The organism is Pseudomonas sp. KBN10P06128 (assembly GCF_037574945.1).
Taxonomy (GTDB): domain Bacteria; phylum Pseudomonadota; class Gammaproteobacteria; order Pseudomonadales; family Pseudomonadaceae; genus Pseudomonas; species Pseudomonas aeruginosa.
Map to the genome: position 1 here is coordinate 415,177 of NZ_JBBELR010000001.1, position 18,874 is coordinate 434,050.

General features: G+C 66.0%; 20 protein-coding genes. 8 read left to right on the plus strand and 12 right to left on the minus strand.

What is annotated here, in order from left to right:
* Positions 1-2: 2 nt before the first annotated feature.
* On the minus strand, positions 3-614 hold the full coding sequence (locus tag VQ065_RS01860; RefSeq protein ID WP_023098425.1) for a DUF6436 domain-containing protein: 612 nt from the start codon (positions 612-614) through the stop codon (positions 3-5).
* Positions 615-690: 76 nt separating this feature from the next.
* On the opposite strand from VQ065_RS01860, the gene VQ065_RS01865 reads away from it, so the two are divergent.
* Positions 691-1,632, plus strand: a complete 942-nt coding sequence (locus VQ065_RS01865) for an alpha/beta hydrolase (protein ID WP_003084318.1) — start codon at positions 691-693, stop codon at positions 1,630-1,632.
* A gap of 19 nt (positions 1,633-1,651) precedes the next feature.
* On the opposite strand, the gene VQ065_RS01870 is transcribed toward VQ065_RS01865, so the two are convergent.
* On the minus strand, positions 1,652-2,404 hold the full coding sequence (locus VQ065_RS01870) for a hypothetical protein (protein WP_003084320.1): 753 nt from the start codon (positions 2,402-2,404) through the stop codon (positions 1,652-1,654).
* Between the two features lie 48 nt (positions 2,405-2,452).
* On the opposite strand from VQ065_RS01870, the gene VQ065_RS01875 reads away from it, so the two are divergent.
* Positions 2,453-3,151, plus strand: a complete 699-nt coding sequence (locus VQ065_RS01875; protein ID WP_023656933.1) for a 2OG-Fe(II) oxygenase — start codon at positions 2,453-2,455, stop codon at positions 3,149-3,151.
* Between the two features lie 21 nt (positions 3,152-3,172).
* On the opposite strand, the gene VQ065_RS01880 is transcribed toward VQ065_RS01875, so the two are convergent.
* The gene (locus VQ065_RS01880; RefSeq protein WP_003084327.1) at positions 3,173-3,727 is read right to left on the minus strand and encodes a DUF6160 family protein; all 555 of its coding nucleotides are present in this window, start codon (positions 3,725-3,727) and stop codon (positions 3,173-3,175) included.
* A 265-nt stretch (positions 3,728-3,992) separates the two neighbouring features.
* Here VQ065_RS01880 and VQ065_RS01885 point away from each other — a divergent pair, with 265 nt between their 5' ends.
* Positions 3,993-4,487 (plus strand): DUF523 domain-containing protein, encoded by a 495-nt coding sequence (locus tag VQ065_RS01885; protein ID WP_003084333.1) that lies wholly within the window; start codon positions 3,993-3,995, stop codon positions 4,485-4,487.
* Between the two features lie 4 nt (positions 4,488-4,491).
* On the opposite strand, the gene VQ065_RS01890 is transcribed toward VQ065_RS01885, so the two are convergent.
* A complete protein-coding gene (locus VQ065_RS01890; RefSeq protein WP_003084339.1) occupies positions 4,492-5,184 on the minus strand; it encodes an amino acid ABC transporter permease in 693 nt (230 codons plus the stop codon).
* A gap of 71 nt (positions 5,185-5,255) precedes the next feature.
* The gene (locus tag VQ065_RS01895) at positions 5,256-6,026 is read right to left on the minus strand and encodes a cystine ABC transporter substrate-binding protein (protein ID WP_003084341.1); all 771 of its coding nucleotides are present in this window, start codon (positions 6,024-6,026) and stop codon (positions 5,256-5,258) included.
* A gap of 292 nt (positions 6,027-6,318) precedes the next feature.
* On the opposite strand from VQ065_RS01895, the gene VQ065_RS01900 reads away from it, so the two are divergent.
* Positions 6,319-6,756 (plus strand): DUF4399 domain-containing protein, encoded by a 438-nt coding sequence (locus tag VQ065_RS01900; RefSeq protein ID WP_003084345.1) that lies wholly within the window; start codon positions 6,319-6,321, stop codon positions 6,754-6,756.
* A 57-nt stretch (positions 6,757-6,813) separates the two neighbouring features.
* On the opposite strand, the gene serA is transcribed toward VQ065_RS01900, so the two are convergent.
* Positions 6,814-8,043, minus strand: a complete 1,230-nt coding sequence (serA, locus tag VQ065_RS01905) for a phosphoglycerate dehydrogenase (protein WP_003084348.1) — start codon at positions 8,041-8,043, stop codon at positions 6,814-6,816.
* A gap of 203 nt (positions 8,044-8,246) precedes the next feature.
* Here serA and VQ065_RS01910 point away from each other — a divergent pair, with 203 nt between their 5' ends.
* The 4 genes from VQ065_RS01910 to VQ065_RS01925 all read left to right on the plus strand — a co-directional run bounded on the left by VQ065_RS01910 (position 8,247) and on the right by VQ065_RS01925 (position 11,920).
* Complete coding sequence (locus tag VQ065_RS01910) at positions 8,247-9,641, plus strand: FAD-binding oxidoreductase (protein ID WP_003084351.1); 1,395 nt, start codon at positions 8,247-8,249, stop codon at positions 9,639-9,641.
* 91 nt (positions 9,642-9,732) lie between these two features.
* Positions 9,733-10,398, plus strand: coding sequence for a fumarylacetoacetate hydrolase family protein (locus VQ065_RS01915; protein WP_003084353.1), 666 nt, complete (start codon positions 9,733-9,735; stop codon positions 10,396-10,398).
* Positions 10,399-10,496: 98 nt separating this feature from the next.
* Positions 10,497-11,486, plus strand: a complete 990-nt coding sequence (locus VQ065_RS01920) for an SdiA-regulated domain-containing protein (protein ID WP_023656935.1) — start codon at positions 10,497-10,499, stop codon at positions 11,484-11,486.
* 83 nt (positions 11,487-11,569) lie between these two features.
* Positions 11,570-11,920 carry a NirD/YgiW/YdeI family stress tolerance protein gene (locus VQ065_RS01925; RefSeq protein WP_003084357.1) on the plus strand — a complete coding sequence of 117 codons (351 nt, stop codon included), beginning with the start codon at positions 11,570-11,572 and terminating at the stop codon, positions 11,918-11,920.
* Positions 11,921-12,000: 80 nt separating this feature from the next.
* Here VQ065_RS01925 and aphB read toward each other — a convergent pair whose 3' ends face one another.
* The 6 genes from aphB to VQ065_RS01955 form a co-directional block, all read right to left on the minus strand.
* Positions 12,001-13,035 (minus strand): acetylpolyamine amidohydrolase AphB, encoded by a 1,035-nt coding sequence (aphB, locus tag VQ065_RS01930; RefSeq protein WP_003084359.1) that lies wholly within the window; start codon positions 13,033-13,035, stop codon positions 12,001-12,003.
* A 15-nt stretch (positions 13,036-13,050) separates the two neighbouring features.
* Positions 13,051-14,445, minus strand: a complete 1,395-nt coding sequence (locus tag VQ065_RS01935) for an APC family permease (protein ID WP_003084361.1) — start codon at positions 14,443-14,445, stop codon at positions 13,051-13,053.
* 420 nt (positions 14,446-14,865) lie between these two features.
* Positions 14,866-15,909: an ABC transporter substrate-binding protein gene (locus VQ065_RS01940; RefSeq protein WP_003084365.1), complete on the minus strand. Its 1,044-nt coding sequence runs from the start codon at positions 15,907-15,909 to the stop codon at positions 14,866-14,868.
* Positions 15,910-15,956: 47 nt separating this feature from the next.
* Positions 15,957-16,745: an ABC transporter permease gene (locus VQ065_RS01945; protein ID WP_003084366.1), complete on the minus strand. Its 789-nt coding sequence runs from the start codon at positions 16,743-16,745 to the stop codon at positions 15,957-15,959.
* Positions 16,742-17,671 carry an ABC transporter permease gene (locus VQ065_RS01950; RefSeq protein ID WP_003084369.1) on the minus strand — a complete coding sequence of 310 codons (930 nt, stop codon included), beginning with the start codon at positions 17,669-17,671 and terminating at the stop codon, positions 16,742-16,744. The genes VQ065_RS01945 and VQ065_RS01950 overlap by 4 nt, the downstream gene beginning before the upstream one ends.
* The gene (locus VQ065_RS01955; protein ID WP_003084371.1) at positions 17,668-18,717 is read right to left on the minus strand and encodes an ABC transporter ATP-binding protein; all 1,050 of its coding nucleotides are present in this window, start codon (positions 18,715-18,717) and stop codon (positions 17,668-17,670) included. Before VQ065_RS01955 ends, VQ065_RS01950 begins: the two co-directional genes overlap by 4 nt.
* Between the last annotated feature and the right edge of the window lie 157 nt (positions 18,718-18,874).

An 18,874-nucleotide genomic window follows, 5' to 3' on the forward strand; every position in this document is an offset into this window, starting at 1 on the left:
GGTCAGCCTTTTTCCGGGGTCCAGGGGCAGTAGCAACCCACGGCGAGGGTATGGGTGGCATCCACCGGACGTCCCTGCAGCAGCGCTTCGAGGATCGGTTCGATGAAGCTGTTGCTGGAGGTGCATACCGCGCCCTCGCTATAGGGGCCGAAGTAGGCCAGGCGGCCGTCGCGGTCCCAGATCGCCACGGCCGGGCTGGCCGGCAACTGCTCGGAACCGGGCAGACCGGCGAGGGGGCGCAGGGCGACCAGGTTGTCCGGCAGGCGGCCCTGGCTGCCAGGCTTCTGCAGGACATGGAACTCCACGCCCTTGCCGGCGAAGCGTTCGATCAGCTCGCCGAGGTGCTGCTGGTTGCCGACGTTGCAGGGGCAGGCCGGGTCCCAGAAATGCACCAGGCGGATCGCCCCCGGCCCGGCCAGCTCGGCCGGCAGGCGCAGGCTGTCGCCGGAGAACAGGGTGGTCTGCTCGCTGAACGGGCGGATGTAGCGGATCTCGAACCACCAGTAGGCGGCGAGCAGGCCGCCGGCCCAGAGCAGGCCGACCAGGCTGACGAGGAGCGTCTTGCGGCGGGGAGTCATGGCATTCACACGGAAAACGGGTGCCAAGCTTGCCATGTGTTCGCGCGCAGCTGAATATCCCTGGGTTTCGCCCGTGGCCCGGCCACGAATAGATTGCAGCCCGGAACCGCCGATGTCAGAAGCCTTCAACCCCGATTACCTGCGCCAGCACCTGCGACCCTTGGCCGCGGCCGAGGCGGACGCCGCCGTCCTCGCCTACCAGGCCTACTACGGCCTGGACCTGCGCTCCCGCCATCCGCGCCTGCAAGCGCGGCTCGGCAGCATGGCGGTCGACGGGCGCCGCCTGGCGGTGCAGGCCTGGCTGCTGCCGGAGGCGCGCGGCAGCCTGTTGCTGATGCATGGCTATTACGACCACATGGGACTGTATCGGCACGTAGTCGACTGGGCGCTGGGCATGGGCTTCTCGGTGCTCGCCTGCGACCTGCCGGGGCATGGCCTGTCCGAAGGCGAGCGGGCCAGCATCCGCGACTTCGCCGAATACCAGGCGGTGTTCAAGGGCCTGCTGGGCCAGGCTGCCGAACTCGACCTGGCGGCGCCCTGGCACCTCTGCGGACAAAGCACTGGTGGGGCGATCCTGCTGGACTACCTGCTGCACGGCGGCGAACGTCCCGAGCTGGGCGAGACGATTCTCCTGGCGCCGCTGGTGCGCCCGCGCGCCTGGGGCTGGTCGAAGCTCAGCTACCGCCTGCTGAGCCCCTTCGTCGACTCGATCCCGCGGCGCTTCTCGGAGAACTCCAGCGATCCGCAGTTCCTCGACTTCCTCCGCGAGCACGATCCGTTGCAGCCACGCACCCTGCCGACCGCCTGGGTCGGCGCGCTGACCCGCTGGGTGCCGCGCATCGAGCGGGCGCCTCGGCGTGCCCTGAGCCCCCTGGTGGTGCAGGGCGAGTCCGACGAGACGGTGGACTGGCGCCATGGCCTGAAGGTGCTGCGGGAGAAATTCGACGAGCCGCGGATACTGTTGCTGGAAGAGGCGCGCCATCACCTGGCGAACGAAAGCGAGGGGCTGCGGCGGCGCTATTTCGATTTCCTGAGCGACGCGCTGGGGGCCTGAGTTCCAGGCCCCGCGGCGATCAGGGGGCGACCGCCTGGTCCACCGCCAGGCCGGCTTTCAGCGCGGCCAGGGCCGCCTGGTAGTAGCTGCGGCCGGCCGGCGACTCGGCGAAGTTCACGTACTGGGTGAGTTCCGCGTCGGAGAGATCGCGGTAGACATACAGCAGGGTGTTCTCCAGGTCCGCGCCGATCTGCTGCACCAGGCGCTGGCGCTGGCCTTCCAGCAACTGGCCGGTCTGTCCGCCGCCAAGCAGGCCGGGGAGGCCCGGAAGCATCTGGCTGAGGCTGTCGGCGGCGACCCCGGCCAGGGCCAGGCTGACTTCCGCACCGGCCTCTCGGGCCGGAAGGACCTGGGCCAGGCGCTTGACCAGGGCCCGGCGTGGCTCGCTGGCGGTCTGCCGCGGCAGGCCGTTGCTGTGCTGGAGCAACTGGTCGCGGCGGGTGGCGAGCACCTCGGCGGCGACCACCTTGCGTCCCAGCGGCGACTCGAAGAAATTCAGCGGGCTGGCGCTGTCCGGCAGGTTCTCGCGCAGGCCGTTGAGGGCGCGCTGGTCAACTTCGGCCGGGGCGAAGCGGCGATTGCTGTTGTCCACCAGGGTCTGGTAGAGCGCGGGTGGCAGCTTGTCCTGGTAGCGCTTCTGCGCCGCGTCCAGGGCATCGCTGAAATGCGCGCGCTGGTCGGGCCAGCCAGCGGCCTGGTACAGGCGTTGATAAGGGTCGGCCAGGGCGGGCAGACCAACCAGCAGTAAAGCGAAGGCGAGCAAAGCGCGCATTGATACTCCTTTGGCGGCGAAAGCCTCGTCGTTCGGGTGGTGCCGTCCATGGGGCGCTATTGTCGACATGCGGCGGACCGCTTGTCGAGACACCGGGGCGGCACGCTACAATGGACAATGCACATCAACGTCAATCATCCACTCCTGCATCGCATCGTCGATGAACTGGTCGACCAGGGCTGGTCGCACCAGAGCATCTTCATGCCTGAGCGTCTGACCACCAGATTGGCCGAAGAGTGCCGCATCCGTGCGGTCGCGGGCGACCTGACCCCGGCGGCGATCGGTCGCGGCGACGGCCAGGTGATCCGCGAAGGCATCCGCGGCGACCTCACGCAATGGCTGGAGCCCGGAGAATCCGCGGCCTGCGACGAATACCTGGGGGTGATGGACAGCTTGCGCCAGGCGCTCAACGCCTCGCTGTTCCTCGGCCTCGAGGATTTCGAGTGCCACTTCGCGCTGTACCCGCCGGGCGCCTATTACCAGAAGCATGTCGATCGTTTCCGCGACGACGACGCACGCACCGTCTCCGCGGTTCTCTACCTCAACGATGCCTGGTTGCCCGAGCATGGCGGCGCGCTGCGCCTGCACCTGCCGCAGCGGCAGGTGGATATCCAGCCGACGGGCGGTAGCCTGGTGGTGTTCATGTCCGCCGGCACCGAGCACGAAGTCCTGCCCGCCAGCCGCGACCGGCTGTCGCTGACCGGCTGGTTCCGCCGGCGCAACGAATCCCTCCTGCAACTCTCCTGAACCCTCGGCGGGGTCGCCGCCTCAGTGACCCCAGACCTTGATCGTGCCGCGCAGGTCGGTGATGTCGCGCAGTTCGATGCGGCCGATCGAGTTGTCGCCGATGTACAGGTCGCTGGCCACCCGCAGGCGGATGCGCTGCGCCGGCAGGCCGCTGGCGATCAACTGGTCGTTGATGGTGGCGAGGTCCGGCAGGCTGATCGCCAGTTGCTGCCCGCCGCCGCTGCCGGTGGTCACGTCCAGTGCCAGGGTCGGCTGCTCGACGCCGAAGATCGGCAGGCTCAGGCCGAGCTGGGCGGCGCCCAGGGGGATGTTGCCGCCGCGCCCGTCCGGGCAGTCGCCGGCCTTCACGCAGCCGTTGTCGATCACCAGGTTGCGCAGCGAGAGGCTGCCGCCGTCGTCCACCCAGGCGACCCTGGCCGCGCCGGCGCGCAGGTCCAGGCGCAGGCTGATGCCGGCCTGGCCGGTGACCTGGCTGAGACTGTCGTTGTCCAGGGCCTCCATGGCCGCCTGGCTGGCAGCGCTGGCGAGCAGCGCGGGGGCCAGGAAAAACGGTAGAAGCGAGCGGGTCGGGAGCATGACGGGCGGGTCCTTCGCGGTTGCGCGGGAAGCCAGTCTGCTCGGGGCGGCGGAGGTTCGCCATGGGCCGCCCGCAGTTCTATCCTAAGGATCGGCAAGAAATAGCCCTGGTCCCCGCCATACGGGCGCTGGAGCGCTACCGCGAGGCCTAACTCCGGTTGGGTCGAGGGCGGGTTTCCCCGGTGCTTCCCGGCTACTGTTACCGGGCGTGACCATCGGTGAGCGGCAGGCTACTCTGTGTGCCTGTCAAAGGGGTGGAGCATCCATGCAGAAGGTTCTGGTCAGCCGTTGCCTGCTGGGCCACCTGGTGCGCTACGACGGTGGCAGCCATGGCCCGTTCGACCTGCTCTCGCGCTGGCATGCGCAGGGGCGGATCGTCGCCCTTTGCCCGGAGGTCGCCGGCGGCCTGCCGACGCCCCGCCCGCCAGCGGAGATCCCCGGCGGCCAGGGCGGCGAAGTGCTGGACCGGCTGAACCGGGTCTTCACCGTCGACGGCGAGGATGTCAGCGAAGCATTCCTGCTGGGTGCGGAGGCGGCAGTGGAGCTGGTCCGCCGCCATGACATCCGGATGGCCGTGCTCAAGGCGCGCAGTCCTTCCTGCGGCAACCTGGAGAACTACGACGGGCGCTTCAACGGCAGCCGGGTCGCCGGCGAGGGCGTGACCGCCGCCGCCCTCAAGCGCATGGGCGTGCTGGTCTTCAACGAAGACGAGCTGGACCGCGCCGCGGTCTGCCTGGCCGGCCTCGACGCCGGCGGCTGAACGCTCAGCGCCGCAGCGGCGCGGTCAGGCGGTTCTCCAGGGCTTTCTGCACACGCTCGAAGAGCGCCGAAAGCAGCCAGTAGATCCCGGCGGCAGCGAGATAGAGCGGCAGCGGCTGGAAGGTCTCGGCGATGACCTCCTTGGTCGCCAGCATCAGCTCGGTCACGGTGATCACGGAGATCAGCGAAGTGTCCTTGATCAGGCTGATCAGGCTGTTCGACAGGCTCGGCACCGCCAGGCGCAGGGCCTGCGGAGTGATGATGTTCCACAGGGTCTGGCCCCAGGTCAGGCCGACCGAGAGCCCGGCTTCCCATTGTCCCTTGTCGATGCCGAGGATCGCCCCGCGCATGGACTCCGAGAGATAGGCCGCGACATTCAGGGTCAGCGCCAGGATGCCCGCGGTGACCGGGGTGAACTCGATGCCGACGCTCGGCAGCCCGTAGTACAGGACGAAGATCTGCACCAGCAGTGGCGTCCCGCGGAAGGCGCTGACGTAGACCGCGGCGATCTGCGAGACCACCGGCACCTTGGTCACCCGGACCACCGCGACGCTGAAGCCGAGGATCAGGCCCAGGACCATCGATACCGCGGCGAACAGCACGGTATACATCGCGCCCTGGAGCAGGAAGGGCCAGGCCATCCCGAGCAGCTCGACCAGGTTGGCGAGCCATTCGAGCAATTTCTGCAGCGAATTCATTCAACCCTCCATCGACAAACACGACGGCCGCGTCCCTCGGACGCGGCCGCTTCCCCCGTTCGGGCGAGAACTCACTTCGGCGGCTGGCTGACGTCCAGGCCGAACCACTTTTCCGAGAGCTTGGCGAAGCGGCCGTCGGCCTTGATCTTCTCCAGCGCCGCATTCAGCGCCTCGCCGAACTTCGGATTGTTCTTCCGGTAGGGAATCGCCATGTTCGCCACCGGTCCCACCGCCGCGCCGGGCTTGACCGGCAGCTTGGCCTCGCGGATGGCGAAGGGGATCAGCAGGCGGTCGTTGAGCGCCGCGTCGATGCGTTTGCTGGCCAGGTCCTGCAGGTATTCCGGGGCGCCCGGATAGGTGCGCACGTTGACGCCGGCCACCGACTTCGCCAGGTCGGCGTAGTTGGTGCCCTGGCCGACGCCGAGCTTGAGGCCCTTGAGGTCTTCCAGCGACCTGAACTGGCGGGTGTCGTCGGCGCGCACGATCAACTGGGCGCTGGAGATGGTGTACGGCTCGCTGAAGTCGAAGACCTTGCGCCGCTGCTCGTTCACCGAGACCTGGTTCAGCGCGATGTCGTACTTGCCGCTCTGCAGGCCGGCGAGGATGCCGCTCCATTCGGTGGTGACGAATTCCGGCTTGACCTCCAGCTCGGCGGCCAGCAGTTCGCCCAGTTCGGTCTCGAAGCCGGTGAGCTTGCCGCCCTGCTTGAAGTTGAACGGCGGATAGGTGCCCTCCAGGGCGATGCGCAGGGCGCCGCGCTGGTGGACGTCGTCGAGCAGCTCGGCATGGGCCAGCGGAGCGGCCAGGGATACCAGCATCAGCAGGCGGGGCAGAAATCGCATGTAGTACTCCTCGGGTGGGAATGAACGTCGGTCGGGCCTATGCTGTTCGTTCAGCTTAGCCGGGCCCGCGTCCTGGACAATCGCGAACCTACTGGGTTGCATGCGGTCTTTCCAGGGGTTGCGGGCATTGACCCGGATTATGTGCGCGAGCGCCGCTCTAACACGGGCTTCGCAGTGGAAATCGCTGTGCCAGCGATGCCTTTCCCTGATTCGGAAGGCACGAAGAGTGCCGGGGAAATTCCGTCCAGTGGCGTTTCCCGGGTGCTAACGGAAGTGAAAACAGGAGACTCCCATGAGAGTGACATTGCCTTGCCTCGGTCTAGCCGCCCTGATGTTCGGCGCATCCGCCAGCCTGATGGCTGCCGACCTGCCCCGGACGAAGGCGCCCGAAGGGGCGAAAGTGTATTTCATCACGCCGGCCGATGGTGCAACCGTCGACAAGACCTTCACCGTGAAATTCGGCCTGAAAGGCATGGGCGTGGCGCCGGCCGGCGTCGACATGCCGGATACCGGCCACCATCACCTGCTGGTGGACCTGAAGGAGCAGCCGGCGATGAACCTGCCGCTGCCGATGACCGACAACATCCGCCACTTCGGCAAGGGCCAGACCGAAACCGAGATCACCCTGCCGCCGGGCAAGCACACCCTGCAACTGCTGGTGGGCGACAAGAACCACGTGCCGCTGGAGCCGACCGTGGAGTCGGAGAAGATCACCGTTACCGTCAAGTGACGGAAACGAAAAAAGGAGGCCGCTGGGCCTCCTTTTTCCTTTCCGCCGGACGCTGCCTTAGAACAGCACGCGGCTACGGATGGTGCCGTTGACCTGCTGGAGTTTCTCCAGGGCCAGGTCGGAGTACTCGGCGTCGACGTCGATCACCACGTAGCCGACCTTATCGTTGGTTTGCAGGTACTGGCCGGAAACGTTGATGCCGTTGTCGGCGAAGACCTTGTTGATCTCGCTCATCACGCCGGGGATGTTGGCGTGGATGTGCAGCAGGCGGTGCTTGCCCGGGTGCGACGGCAGGGCCACTTCGGGGAAGTTGACCGAGGACACCGAGGTGCCGTTGTCGCTGTACTTGACCAGCTTCTCCGCCACTTCCAGGCCGATGTTGGCCTGTGCCTCGGCGGTGGAGCCGCCGATGTGCGGGGTCAGGATCACCCGGTCCAGGCCACGCAGCGGGCTGGCGAATTCCTCGTCGTTGGATTTCGGCTCGACCGGGAACACGTCGATGGCGGCGCCGATCAGGTGCTCATCCTTGATCGCGGCGGCCAGGTGGTCCAGCTCGACCACGGTGCCGCGCGCGGCGTTGATCAGGATGCCGCCCTTCTTCATCGCGCGGATTTCCTTCTCGCCGATCATCCACTGGGTGGAGGGCAGTTCGGGAACGTGCAGCGAGACGATGTCGGACATGCCCAGCAGCTCGTGCAGGCTGCCGATCTGCACCGCGTTGCCCAGCGGCAGCTTGGTCACGGTGTCGTAGAAGAACACCTGCATGCCCAGGGCCTCGGCGAGTACCGAGAGCTGGGTGCCGATCGAACCGTAGCCGACGATGCCGAGCTTCTTGCCACGGATCTCGAAGGAGTTCGCCGCGCTCTTGATCCAGCCGCCGCGATGGCAGGAAGCGTTCTTTTCCGGGATGCCGCGCAGCAGCAGGATCGCCTCGGCCAGTACCAGCTCAGCCACAGAGCGGGTGTTCGAGTAGGGCGCGTTGAACACGGCGATACCGCGTTCGCGAGCGGCGTTGAGGTCGACCTGGTTGGTGCCGATGCAGAAGCAGCCGACCGCGATCAGTTTCTTCGCGCAGTCGAAGACCTCTTCGGTCAGCTGGGTGCGGGAGCGAATGCCGATGAAGTGCGCATCGGCGATCCTTTCCTTCAGCTCATCGCCGGAAAGCGCGGTCTTGAGGTACTCGATGTTGGTGTAGCCGGCGGCCTTCAGCGTGTCCACGGCGTTCTGGTGGACACCTTCGAGAAGAAGGAACTTGATCTTGCTCTTGTCGAGAGAGGTCTTGCTCATCTGCGTAAACCTGTTGTCCCGGAGGAAGTGGCTGGAAAGCGAACTGCGCGAAGCGGGTCCGGCCGGCGCTGGCCGGCACCCGCAACTCGGCGCCCAGAGGCACTAAGCGCGGGGGGCGTATGCTAGCATGTTCTCCCTTTTCCTTGCCCGGTTGCGACCTGAGTTGTTCTCAGGGCGACCATGAATCATTTGAGAGTTCCCGAATGACCCGCGAAGCCCTGATCGAATCGCTCAAGCCCCTGGTCGAGCCTGGCAAGCTGCTCGACGACGCCGCCTCCCTGGACGCCTACGGCAAGGACTGGACCAAGCATTTCGCCCCTGCGCCGCTGGCCATCGTGTTCCCCAAGAGCGTCGAGCAGGTCCAGGCGATCGTCCGCTGGGCCAACCAGCACAAGGTCGGTCTGGTCCCGTCGGGCGGCCGTACCGGGCTCTCCGCCGCGGCCGTGGCGGCCAACGGCGAAGTCGTGGTGGCCTTCGACTACATGAACCGGATCCTCGACTTCAATGCCTTCGACCGCACCGTGGTCTGCCAGCCCGGCGTGGTTACCAAGCAACTGCAGACCTTCGCCGAGGAAAACGGCCTGTACTACCCGGTTGACTTCGCTTCTTCCGGTTCCAGCCAGATCGGCGGCAATATCGGCACCAATGCCGGCGGGATCAAGGTCATTCGCTACGGCATGACCCGTAACTGGGTGGCCGGGATGAAGGTCGTCACCGGCAAGGGCGACCTGCTCGAGCTGAACAAGGACCTGATCAAGAACGCCACCGGCTACGACATGCGCCAGCTGTTCATCGGCGCCGAAGGTACCCTGGGCTTCGTGGTCGAGGCGACCATGCGCCTGGAGCGCACGCCGAAGAACCTCACCGCTATGGTCCTCGGCACGCCCGACTTCGACTCGATCATGCCGGTGCTGCATGCCTTCCAGAGCAAGCTCGACCTGACCGCCTTCGAGTTCTTCTCCGACAAGGCCCTGGCCAAGGTCCTGGCCCGTGGCGATGTACCACGGGCGTTCGAAACCGACTGCCCGTTCTACGCCCTGCTGGAGTTCGAGGCGACCACCGAGGAAGTCGCCAACGAGGCGCTGGCCACCTTCGAGCACTGCGTCGAGCAGGGCTGGGTGCTGGACGGGGTGATGAGCCAGAGCGAGCAGCAGTTGCAGAACCTGTGGAAGCTGCGCGAGTACATCTCCGAGACCATCTCCCACTGGACGCCGTACAAGAACGACATCTCGGTCACGGTTTCCCGGGTGCCCGCCTTCCTCAAGGACATCGACGCCATCGTCGAGGCCAACTACCCGGACTTCGAGGTGGTGTGGTTCGGCCACATCGGCGACGGCAACCTGCACCTGAACATCCTCAAGCCGGAAAACCTCGGCAAGGACGAGTTCTTCGCCAGGTGCGCGACCGTCAACAAGTGGGTGTTCGAGACCGTCGAGAAGTACAACGGCTCGATTTCCGCCGAGCATGGCGTGGGCATGACCAAGCGCGACTACTTGACCTACACCCGCTCGGAAACCGAAATTGCCTATATGAAGGCACTGAAGGCGGTGTTCGACCCCAACGGGATCATGAATCCCGGCAAGATCTTCGCCGAGTAGCAGGTTTCGCAACGCAGAGGGCCGGTCATCCGGCCCTTCTCGTCTGTGGCGGGCGCCACGGATGCCTTTCCACCCGTTCAGGAGTCGGTAAATGAGTTACCAGCATCAATATATCGACGGCACCCCGATCCACTTCCCCCTGGGCAAGCTGGTCTGCGTCGGGCGCAACTACGCCGAGCATGCCAAGGAACTGAACAACCCGGTTCCCACCGAGCCGCTGCTGTTCATCAAGCCCGGCTCCTGCGTGGTGCCGGTGAGCGGCGGGCTGAGCCTGCCGCAGGAGCGCGGCTCGGTACACTACGAGGCGGAAATCGCCGTGCTGATCGGCAAGCCGCTGTCGCGCAAGCCGAGCCGCGAGGAGGTCCTCGACGCGATCTCCGGCTATGCGCCGGCGCTGGACCTGACCTTGCGCGAGGTCCAGGCGAAACTGAAGGAAAAGGGCCTGCCCTGGGAGCTGGCAAAGAGCTTCGATGGCGCCGGCGTGCTGTCGCCGTTCGTGAACGCCGACCAGTTTCCCGACCCGACCGACATCGGCATCCGCCTGACCATCAACGGCGAGGTGCGCCAGGACGGCAACAGCCGCGACATGCTCAATCCGATCGTGCCGCTGATCCAGCACATCGCCGGGCATTTCTCGCTACAGGCCGGCGATGTGGTGCTGACCGGCACGCCGTCCGGGGTCGGGCCGCTGAACAGCGGCGACGAGTTGCTGCTCGAATTGCCGGGCGCCAGCCGTTTCGAGACCCGCGTGCTCTGAACCGCTGCGGCCGCCGGGGGCGGCCGACTTCCCTAGCGCCGGCAGCGGAAGCGACTGTCGGTCGGCTGGCCGACGCTTCGATTGACAGGCTGGGGGCAATGCCCTTTCATGGCGACGCCCAAGAAAACACCTGGCCAAACAGTCGAGCCTCGCCCATGTCCCTTGCCTCCAAGCTTCCCCGTTTCCGCTGGCTGCTGCCGGCGTTCGTCGTGCTCGTCGGCGTGGTGCTGACCATCGTCATGCATTGGGACGATCGCGCCGGCCTGTGGTGGAAGGAAAGCCAGGCCAGCCAGCAGCTGCGCGACGAAAGCATCTGGCTGCCGGGCTATCGGGTGGTGATCGACGCCAAGCCGTTGCAGGGCCTGGAAGAGGACGAAACCTCGGACCTGGCCTACAACCCGGCAACCAGGACCCTGTTCACCGTTACCGGCAAGCGGCCGCTGCTGGTGGAGCTGTCGCTCACCGGCGACGTGCTGCGCACCATCCCGCTGCTCGGCCTGAGCAATCCCGAAGGCGTGGCGGTGCTGGAGAACGGCAACGTCGCAGTGACCGACGAGCGCCGCAATACCCTGACCATCTTCCATGTCGACCCGCAGACCGCCGAGCTGAGCACCAAGAGCCTGGCCGAATTCCCGCTGGGCAATATCGGCAAGAAGAACAAGGGCTTCGAGGGCATTGCCTGGGATCCGCGCCAGCAGCGTCTGTTGCTGAGCAAGGAGCGCGATCCGATGACCCTGTTCAGCTGGAAGAGCGACGGCGGGCCGAGCCTGAGCGGGGCGATGACCGCGCTACCGAGCGACGACCTTTACATGCGCAACGTCTCGGCGCTCAGCGTCGACCCGCGTACCGGGCATACGCTGGTGCTGTCGGCCGAATCGCATCTGCTGCTGGAGCTGGACGAGAAGGGCGAGCCGGTCAGCTTCATCAGCCTGCTCGGCGGCTTCAACGGCCTGGACAGCAAGATCCCGCGCGCCGAAGGGGTGGCCATCGACGACGAGGGCACCATCTACATGGTCAGCGAGCCGAACCTGTTCTACGTGTTCCGCAAGAAGAGCGGCGAGCGCCTGGCCACCAGCGATGCCGATTAAGCTTCGCTTAAGCGCCGATTAAGCCTGGTTTCAGCAAGGCTTCGTAGCCTGGACCCATCGAAACCAACTACGAGGCGTTACCCATGAAACTTCGTCACCTGCCCCTCATCGCTGCCATCGGCCTGTTCTCCACCGTCACCCTGGCCGCCGGCTATACCGGCCCGGGCGCTACCCCGACCACCACCACGGTGAAGGCCGCGCTGGAAGCTGCCGACGACACCCCGGTGGTCCTCCAGGGCACCATCGTCAAGCGCATCAAGGGCGACATCTACGAGTTCCGCGACGCCACCGGCAGCATGAAGGTCGAGATCGACGACGAAGACTTCCCGCCGATGGAAATCAACGACAAGACCCGGGTCAAGCTGACCGGCGAAGTCGACCGCGACCTGGTCGGCCGCGAGATCGACGTCGAGTTCGTCGAAGTGATCAAGTAAGGCCCTGAATCGAAACGGCCCGCCTCTCTTCCGGGAGGCGGGCCGTTTCGCGTTCCGACCGGGCGAAGTTGCGGGTGGGCTTACCGGTGAACCCCTTCGAAACCCTGTAGCACGTTCACCGCGTTGATCCCGATTTCCTCCACCGCGTAGCCTCCCTCCATCACGAACAGCGTGGCCAGGCCGAGCTTGCCGATGGCTTCGCCCATGCGCAGGTAGTCGGGGCTGTCCAGGCGGAACTGGGAAATCGGGTCCTCCTTGAAGGTATCCACCCCCAGGGAAACGATCAGGACGTCCGCCGCATAGGCCTGGATCTGCCGGATCGCCGCCTGCAGCGCCTGGCTCCAGGTCGCCCAGTCGCTGCCGGCCGCCAGTGGGTAGTTGAAGTTGTAGCCGGTGCCGACGCCGTTGCCCTTCTCGTCGGCGTAGCCGAGGAAATAGGGGTATTCGAAGCGCGGATCGCCGTGGATCGAGGTGAACAGCACATCGGCGCGGTCGTAGAAGATGTCCTGGGTGCCGTTGCCATGGTGGTAGTCGACGTCGAGGATTGCCACCCGCCCGGCGCCCCGGTCGAGGAAGGCCTGGGCGGCGATGGCGGCATTGTTGAAGAAGCAATAGCCGCCCATGTAGTCGGCCGCGGCGTGGTGGCCCGGCGGGCGACAGAGCGAAAATACCGAGCGCGCGCCGTTGGCGAGTTCGGACTGGCCGCTGAGAGCGACGTTGGCCGAACTGGTGATCGCCTGCCAGGTCCCGGCGGTGATCGGCGCGCCGGCGTCGAAGGAGTAGTAGCCGAGGCGACCGTCGATGTTGTCCGGCTCCGTCTGCCGCAGGCGCCGGGTCGGCCAGGCGATCGGCAGCATGTCGTGGCTGCGGCCGGTGGCCAGCCAGTCCTGCCAGGCGTTCTGCAGGAAACGCACGAAACCCTCGCTGTGCACCCGGCGGATCGGTTCCAGGCCGAAGTCGCGCGGTGCGCGGACTTCGCCGAGGCCGACGGCCTTCACGCAGTCGAGGACCATGTCGGCGCGGCTGGGTTTTTCGAAGCAGGGGGTGAACTGGCCGCCGATCAGTTCGTGCCGGCCGTGGTGCAGGCGATGGTCGTCGCTGTAGATGGTCAGCATGTCGGGCTCCCGGGCTCAGTTCTGTTCGGAGAAGGTCACGGTCGGCGCCTTGCGGCGGAAACCGCCGGTATGCAACGCCAGGTAGGCGAGGCCGGCGGCGAACCAGGTCAGGCCGATCACCAGGGTCAGCGCCGAGAGGCTGGTCCACAGCCACAGGGTCAGGCCCAGGCCGATGGCCGGCACCAGCCCGTAGCGCAGCAGGTCGCGCGGGGCGCGGCGGCCGTCGAGCAGCAGGTAGCTGCGGATCACCGCCAGGTTCACCGCGGAGAACGCCACCAGCGCGCCGAAGCTGATCATCGAGGCCAGGGTGGTGAGGTCGATGACCACCGCCAGCAGGGAAATCACCGAGACCACCAGGATCGCGATCACTGGCGTCTTGAAGCGCTCCGAGAGGCTGCCGAACACGCGCCGCGGCAGGATGCCGTCGCGGCCCATGCTGTAGAGGATGCGCGACACCGAGGCCTGCGAGGCCAGTGCCGAGCCGGCGGCGCCGGCGACGTAGGCGGCGGTGAAGAAGCTGGCGAGGAACTTGCCGCCGGCCGCCAGCATCACTTCGTTGGCCGCCGACTCGGCGTCCTGGAATACGCTGCCGGGGAACACCAGTTGGCTGAAGACCGCCAGCACGGTGAACAGCAGGCCGGCGCCGACCGTGGTGATGACGATGGCGCGCGGGATGTCGCGTTGCGGGTCGCGGGTTTCCTCGGCCAGGGTCGAGACCGCGTCGAAGCCGAGGAACGACAGGCACAGCACCGCCGCGCCGGCCATCAACGGGGCGAAGCCCGGCTGGCTGCCGTCGCCGACGAAGGGCAGGCTCAGGTCCAGCGAGGGGATGCCGGCCAGGTGCTTGACCGCCATGGCGATGAACACCACGGCGAAGACGAACTGGGCGCCGACGATCACGTTGCTCATGCCGGCCACCGAGCTGATGCCGATCACGTTGAGTACGGTGACCAGGCCGATCGCCGTGAGCACGAAGACCCAGGCCGGCACCATCGGGAAGGCGATGTTGAGGAACAGGCCGATGAGCAGGTAGTTGATCATCGGCAGGAACAGGTAGTCGAGCAGCAGCGACCAGCCGGCGAGGAAGCCGACGCAGGGGCCGAAGCTGAGGCTGGTATAGGAATAGGCCGAGCCGGCGATGGGATATTTCTTCACCATGAAGCTGTAGGAAAAGGCGGTGAAGAGCATCGCCGCCAGGGTGATCAGGTAGGCGCTGGCGGTACGACCGCCGGTGATCTCGGTGACTACCCCGTAGGTGGTGAACATGGTCAGCGGAACCATGTAGACCAGCCCGAAGAAGACCAGGGCGGGAAGCCCGAGGATGCGCCGCAGGCCGGTGCCCTGGGCGCTGTGGACGTACTCGGGGCGCTTGCCGCCGATGAGGATGCCGTTGTTGCGTTCGCTGGCCATGTTCCGCTCCTCGCGAAATGCCGTATCGATCCCGCAGGCGGCCGCTTGGGCGGACCTTTCCTGCGCCGGGTGAATGGACGGGCTAGTGGAAAACCGCTGGGGTTTCCGCCGGGTCGGTGGAAATGGCAGTGACGAGAGGGCACGCGGCGTGTGCGGGCACGGGCGTTGGGGCGTCGATAGTGTTCATGGCGTTCTCAGGAAGCGTTCTTGTTGGATTTCTAGCTCGCGGTCGCGAGGTTCCCTTGGGCTCTGCCGGCGCCGTTTCCGCGGCTCCGGGCGACCCCTCGAGGAGGGCGCGGTTCGACTCTAGCAATCCGGTTTCGCCGGGGAGAACCCTGTAGACGGTCAAAAAGGGATCGAAATGGCCAAACTGGCTGGCCGGCCAGCGCTGGCGCGAGCTGGCCGCCAGCGCCGCGTCGATCATTTCTTAAGCTTGGTCCAGACCTTGCTGCGCAGCGCCAGGGCTTTCGGCGAGCAGAGCTTGAATGGCTTCAGGCGGTCGAGCTTGTCCTGCGGAGTGTTGATCGCCGGGTCGTCGAACAGTGCCTTCTCCATGAATTTCTCCGAGCCGACGATGGCGTTGTTGTACTTGGCGAAGTTGGAGGCGGCGGCGATGTTCTCCGGGCGCATCATCCAGTCGATGAAGACGTGGGCTTCCTTGACGTTGCTGGCGTCGCGCGGAATCGCGAAGTTGTCGATGAACAGCCGGATGCCTTCCTTCGGATAGACGTATTCGAGGCTGGCGCGTTGGGCGTGGGCGCGGTGGAAGGCGCCGTTCCACTGCTGGTGCATGGCGACCTCGCCGGCGGCCATGCGCTCGATGGTGCCGTCGCTGTTGTACATGGCCAGCGCCGGCTTTTGCCTGAGCAGCAGGTCGAGGACCTTCTGCGCTTCCCTGGCGTCCTCGGTGCATTCGTCGATGCCGAGGTAGTAGGTGGCGGGAATGAACAGTTCCTCGATGGAGTTCAGCGCCACCACCTTGCCTTTCAGCTCGGCTGGTGGTTCGAAGAACGGCTTCCAGCTTTCTTCCAGCCTGCCGCCCGGCACCTTCGCCGTATCGTAGCTGTAGCCGGTGGTGCCCCAGAGATAGGGAATGCTGTAGTCGTGGCCGGGATCGAAGCCAAGGGTCCGGAAGTTTTCCTTCAGATTGCCCAGGCTCGGCAACTGGCTCTTGTCGAGCTTTTGCAGCAGCCCCTCCTTGACGAAAATCTCTATGAAGCTGTCCGACGGCACCACCACGTCGTAGGCGCCGCCACCGGCCTTGAGCTTGGCCAGCAGCGTCTCGTTGCTGTCGTAGGCGTCGAGGGTGGCCTTGATCCCGGTGTCCTTCTCGAACTTCTTCAGCAACTCCGGCGGGTAGTAGTCCGACCAGTTGGCGAAGTGCAGGGTGCCTTCGGCGCGAGCCTGGCCGCCCAGGGCTAGACCGGCGGCGAAGAGCAGGGTGAGCGGTGTGCGGTAGGTCATGGTGGACTCCTGGCGATCTTCTGTTTTTTCTTCGTGGAGGCAGATTCTCAGCGGCGGCGTTGGCCGAGGTAGTACGACAGGGCGACGAAGGCGATGGAAATCATGAGGATGATCGATGAAATCGCATTGATCTTCGGGGATATGCCCATGCGGATGGAGCTGAAGATGTACACCGGCAGGGTGGTTGCGCCGGCGCCGGCGACGAAATAGGTGATGACGAAATCGTCCATCGAGATGATGAACGCGAGCATCGCCCCGGACAGCACGCCGGGCATCAGCAGCGGCAGGGTGATTTTCCAGAAGGCCTTCCACGGCGAGGCGTAGAGGTCGGCGGCGGCCTCCGCCAGGCGCGGGTCCAGGCCCTCCAGGCGGGCGCGGATCGGCAGGTAGGCGAAGGGGATGCAGAACACGATGTGGGCGATGAGGATGGTGAACAGCGACAGCTTCAGGCCGATGAAGGAGAAGAACATCAGGGTCGCCACCGCGGTGACGATCTCCGGCACCAGCAGCGGCAGGCCGAGCACGCCGTTCATCAGGGTCTGTCCGCGGAAGGCGCGACCACGCATGCCCAGCGCGGCGAGGGTGGCCAGGACGGTCGAGGCCAGGGTGGCGAGGGTGGCGACGATCAGCGAGTTCTTCGCCGCGCGGAGGATTTCCGGATCGTTGGCCACCACCGCGTACCATTTCAGGCTGAAGCTCTCCCAGAGCGTCGCCGACTGGCCGCTGTTGAAGCTGAGCGCTACCAGCACCAGGATCGGGATGTAGAGGAAGGCGAAGAACAGCCAGGCGGCCTGGCGCACTCCGCTGAAGGTCCAGAGTGGATTGCGGCCGTTCATGGCTGGCCTCCGCCGGCGTTGGCCCGGAAGCGCAGGTTGTGGATCAGCATCGCCAGCAGGACGAAGGCCAGCAGGGCGAACGAAAGGGCGGCGCCGAAGGGCCAGTTGTGCGCGGTACCGAATTGCAGCTGGATCAGGTTGCCGATCATCAGCGCCTTACCGCCGCCGAGCAATTCCGGAATGATGTAGCTGCCCAGGGCCGGGATGAATACCAGGATGCAGCCGGCGACTATCCCCGGCATCGCCAGCGGCACGATCACCCGGCGCAGCGCTTTCCAGCGGTTGGCGCCGAGGTCGAATGCCGCCTCCACCAGGCGCCAGTCCATCTTTTCCAGGCTGGTGTAGATCGGCAGCACCATGAACGGCAGGTAGGTATAAAGGAGGCCGATGATCACCGCGTTATCGGTATAGAGCAGCCCCAGCCCGGTGTCGGTCAGGCCGATGCCTTGCAGGCCGGCGTCCACCAGCCCGCCGTTGCGCAGCAGCAGGATCCAGGCGTAGACCCGCACCAGCAGGTTGGTCCAGAACGGCACGGTGACCAGGAACAGCAGCAGGTTGCGCCGGCGTTCCGGCTGCAACGCCAGGTACAGCGCGGTGGGGAAGCCGAGTGCCAGGCAGCCGAGGGTGGTCAGCAGCGACAGCCAGAACGAGCGCTGGAAGATGCCCAGGTAGTCGGCGTTGAACACCAGGCTGTCGTCCAGGTCGCGTTCCCAGAGGAAATTGAGGTAGGCCTCCAGGCTGTGCTGGCCCCACTTCACCCCGCCGTAGTCGCCGGACTGCTGGATCGACACGGCGAACATGATGCCTAGCGGGATCACCAGGAACAGCACCAGCATCAGCATCGCCGGGCTGCTCAGCAGCAGGCGCCGACGCAGTTGCCGGCGTTCGGCCGACTGTTGCGCGGAAGGTCGGCCGGTGGCGCTCATTCGGCGAGCACCCGGATGGCGGCGGCGGGAACCCGCACCCGCACCTTCGCCCCCGGACTGTGCGGGCAGCGTGCGCCGTCGCGGTTCTGCTGGCGCACGCGGAAGCCCGGCTGGCCGGCCACGTTCAGGTGGTAGACGGTATCGGTGCCGACATAGACGACGTTTTCCAGCACGCCTTCCAACTGGCCGTCGGCGGCCAGTTCGGTGCGCTCCGGGCGGATCGCCAGGGTCACCGCGCCGCTGCCCGGGGTCGTCGCGGCCAGCCGCTGGCCGTCCGCCAGGCGCACGCCGTCGGCGTCGGCCTGGCCCTCGAGGAAGTTGGTTTCGCCGATGAAGTCGGCGACCGCCCGGTTCAGCGGCGCCTCGTAGATGTCGCTGGGTGTGCCGACCTGCAACACCTTGCCCTTGCTCATCACCGCGATGCGGTCGGACATGGTCAGCGCTTCCTCCTGGTCGTGGGTGACGAAGATGAAGGTGATCCCGGTCTCGTGCTGCAGGCGCTTCAGCTCGATCTGCATTTCCTTGCGCAGCTTCAGGTCCAGCGCCGACAGCGACTCGTCGAGCAGCAGCACCTTGGGCCGGCTGGCCAGCGCGCGGGCCAGGGCGATGCGTTGCTGCTGGCCACCGGACAACTGGTCGGCGCGGCGCTTGCCGACCTCCGGCAGCTTCACCAGGTCGAGCATGCGGCTCACCGTGGCGTCGATCTCGCTGCGCGGGCGGCCCTGCATCTCCAGGCCGAAGCCGATGTTCTCGGCGACGCTCATGTGCGGGAACAGCGCATAACTCTGGAACACCGTGTTGACCGGGCGGCGGAACGGCGGCAGGCCTTCCATGCGTTCGCCATAGAGGCGGATGCTGCCGGAGCTGGGTTGTTCGAAACCGGCGATGAGGCGGAGGAGGGTGGTCTTGCCGCAGCCGGAAGGGCCGAGGAGGGTGAAGAATTCGTTGGCGTGGATATCCAGGGACACATCGTCAAGGGCCTTCAGGCCTTGGCCGGGGGTACCGAATTCCATGCAGATCCGCTCGATGGCTATCGCGCTGGTCATGCTGAATTCCATGCAGTCAAGCAGTTGTTATTGTTGAGGTTTTGCGGTTTCTGGGGCCCGCTTCACCTGCTGCGGTTCGATAATGACCGGGGCGCCGCGGGCGCAGAACGATAGATGCGGCCAATAAGGGATCGAACAGGCCAATCTGGTGGCGCTG

Coding starts and splice junctions, on each gene's coding strand:
- VQ065_RS01860 (WP_023098425.1), bottom strand. CDS start 614: ATGGCAAGCTTGGCACCCGTTTTCCGTGTGAATGCCATGACTCCCCGC.
- VQ065_RS01865 (WP_003084318.1), top strand. CDS start 691: ATGTCAGAAGCCTTCAACCCCGATTACCTGCGCCAGCACCTGCGACCC.
- VQ065_RS01870 (WP_003084320.1), bottom strand. CDS start 2,404: ATGCGCGCTTTGCTCGCCTTCGCTTTACTGCTGGTTGGTCTGCCCGCC.
- VQ065_RS01875 (WP_023656933.1), top strand. CDS start 2,453: ATGGGGCGCTATTGTCGACATGCGGCGGACCGCTTGTCGAGACACCGG.
- VQ065_RS01880 (WP_003084327.1), bottom strand. CDS start 3,727: ATGCTCCCGACCCGCTCGCTTCTACCGTTTTTCCTGGCCCCCGCGCTG.
- VQ065_RS01885 (WP_003084333.1), top strand. CDS start 3,993: ATGCAGAAGGTTCTGGTCAGCCGTTGCCTGCTGGGCCACCTGGTGCGC.
- VQ065_RS01890 (WP_003084339.1), bottom strand. CDS start 5,184: ATGAATTCGCTGCAGAAATTGCTCGAATGGCTCGCCAACCTGGTCGAG.
- VQ065_RS01895 (WP_003084341.1), bottom strand. CDS start 6,026: ATGCGATTTCTGCCCCGCCTGCTGATGCTGGTATCCCTGGCCGCTCCG.
- VQ065_RS01900 (WP_003084345.1), top strand. CDS start 6,319: ATGAGAGTGACATTGCCTTGCCTCGGTCTAGCCGCCCTGATGTTCGGC.
- serA (WP_003084348.1), bottom strand. CDS start 8,043: ATGAGCAAGACCTCTCTCGACAAGAGCAAGATCAAGTTCCTTCTTCTC.
- VQ065_RS01910 (WP_003084351.1), top strand. CDS start 8,247: ATGACCCGCGAAGCCCTGATCGAATCGCTCAAGCCCCTGGTCGAGCCT.
- VQ065_RS01915 (WP_003084353.1), top strand. CDS start 9,733: ATGAGTTACCAGCATCAATATATCGACGGCACCCCGATCCACTTCCCC.
- VQ065_RS01920 (WP_023656935.1), top strand. CDS start 10,497: ATGCCCTTTCATGGCGACGCCCAAGAAAACACCTGGCCAAACAGTCGA.
- VQ065_RS01925 (WP_003084357.1), top strand. CDS start 11,570: ATGAAACTTCGTCACCTGCCCCTCATCGCTGCCATCGGCCTGTTCTCC.
- aphB (WP_003084359.1), bottom strand. CDS start 13,035: ATGCTGACCATCTACAGCGACGACCATCGCCTGCACCACGGCCGGCAC.
- VQ065_RS01935 (WP_003084361.1), bottom strand. CDS start 14,445: ATGGCCAGCGAACGCAACAACGGCATCCTCATCGGCGGCAAGCGCCCC.
- VQ065_RS01940 (WP_003084365.1), bottom strand. CDS start 15,909: ATGACCTACCGCACACCGCTCACCCTGCTCTTCGCCGCCGGTCTAGCC.
- VQ065_RS01945 (WP_003084366.1), bottom strand. CDS start 16,745: ATGAACGGCCGCAATCCACTCTGGACCTTCAGCGGAGTGCGCCAGGCC.
- VQ065_RS01950 (WP_003084369.1), bottom strand. CDS start 17,671: ATGAGCGCCACCGGCCGACCTTCCGCGCAACAGTCGGCCGAACGCCGG.
- VQ065_RS01955 (WP_003084371.1), bottom strand. CDS start 18,717: ATGACCAGCGCGATAGCCATCGAGCGGATCTGCATGGAATTCGGTACC.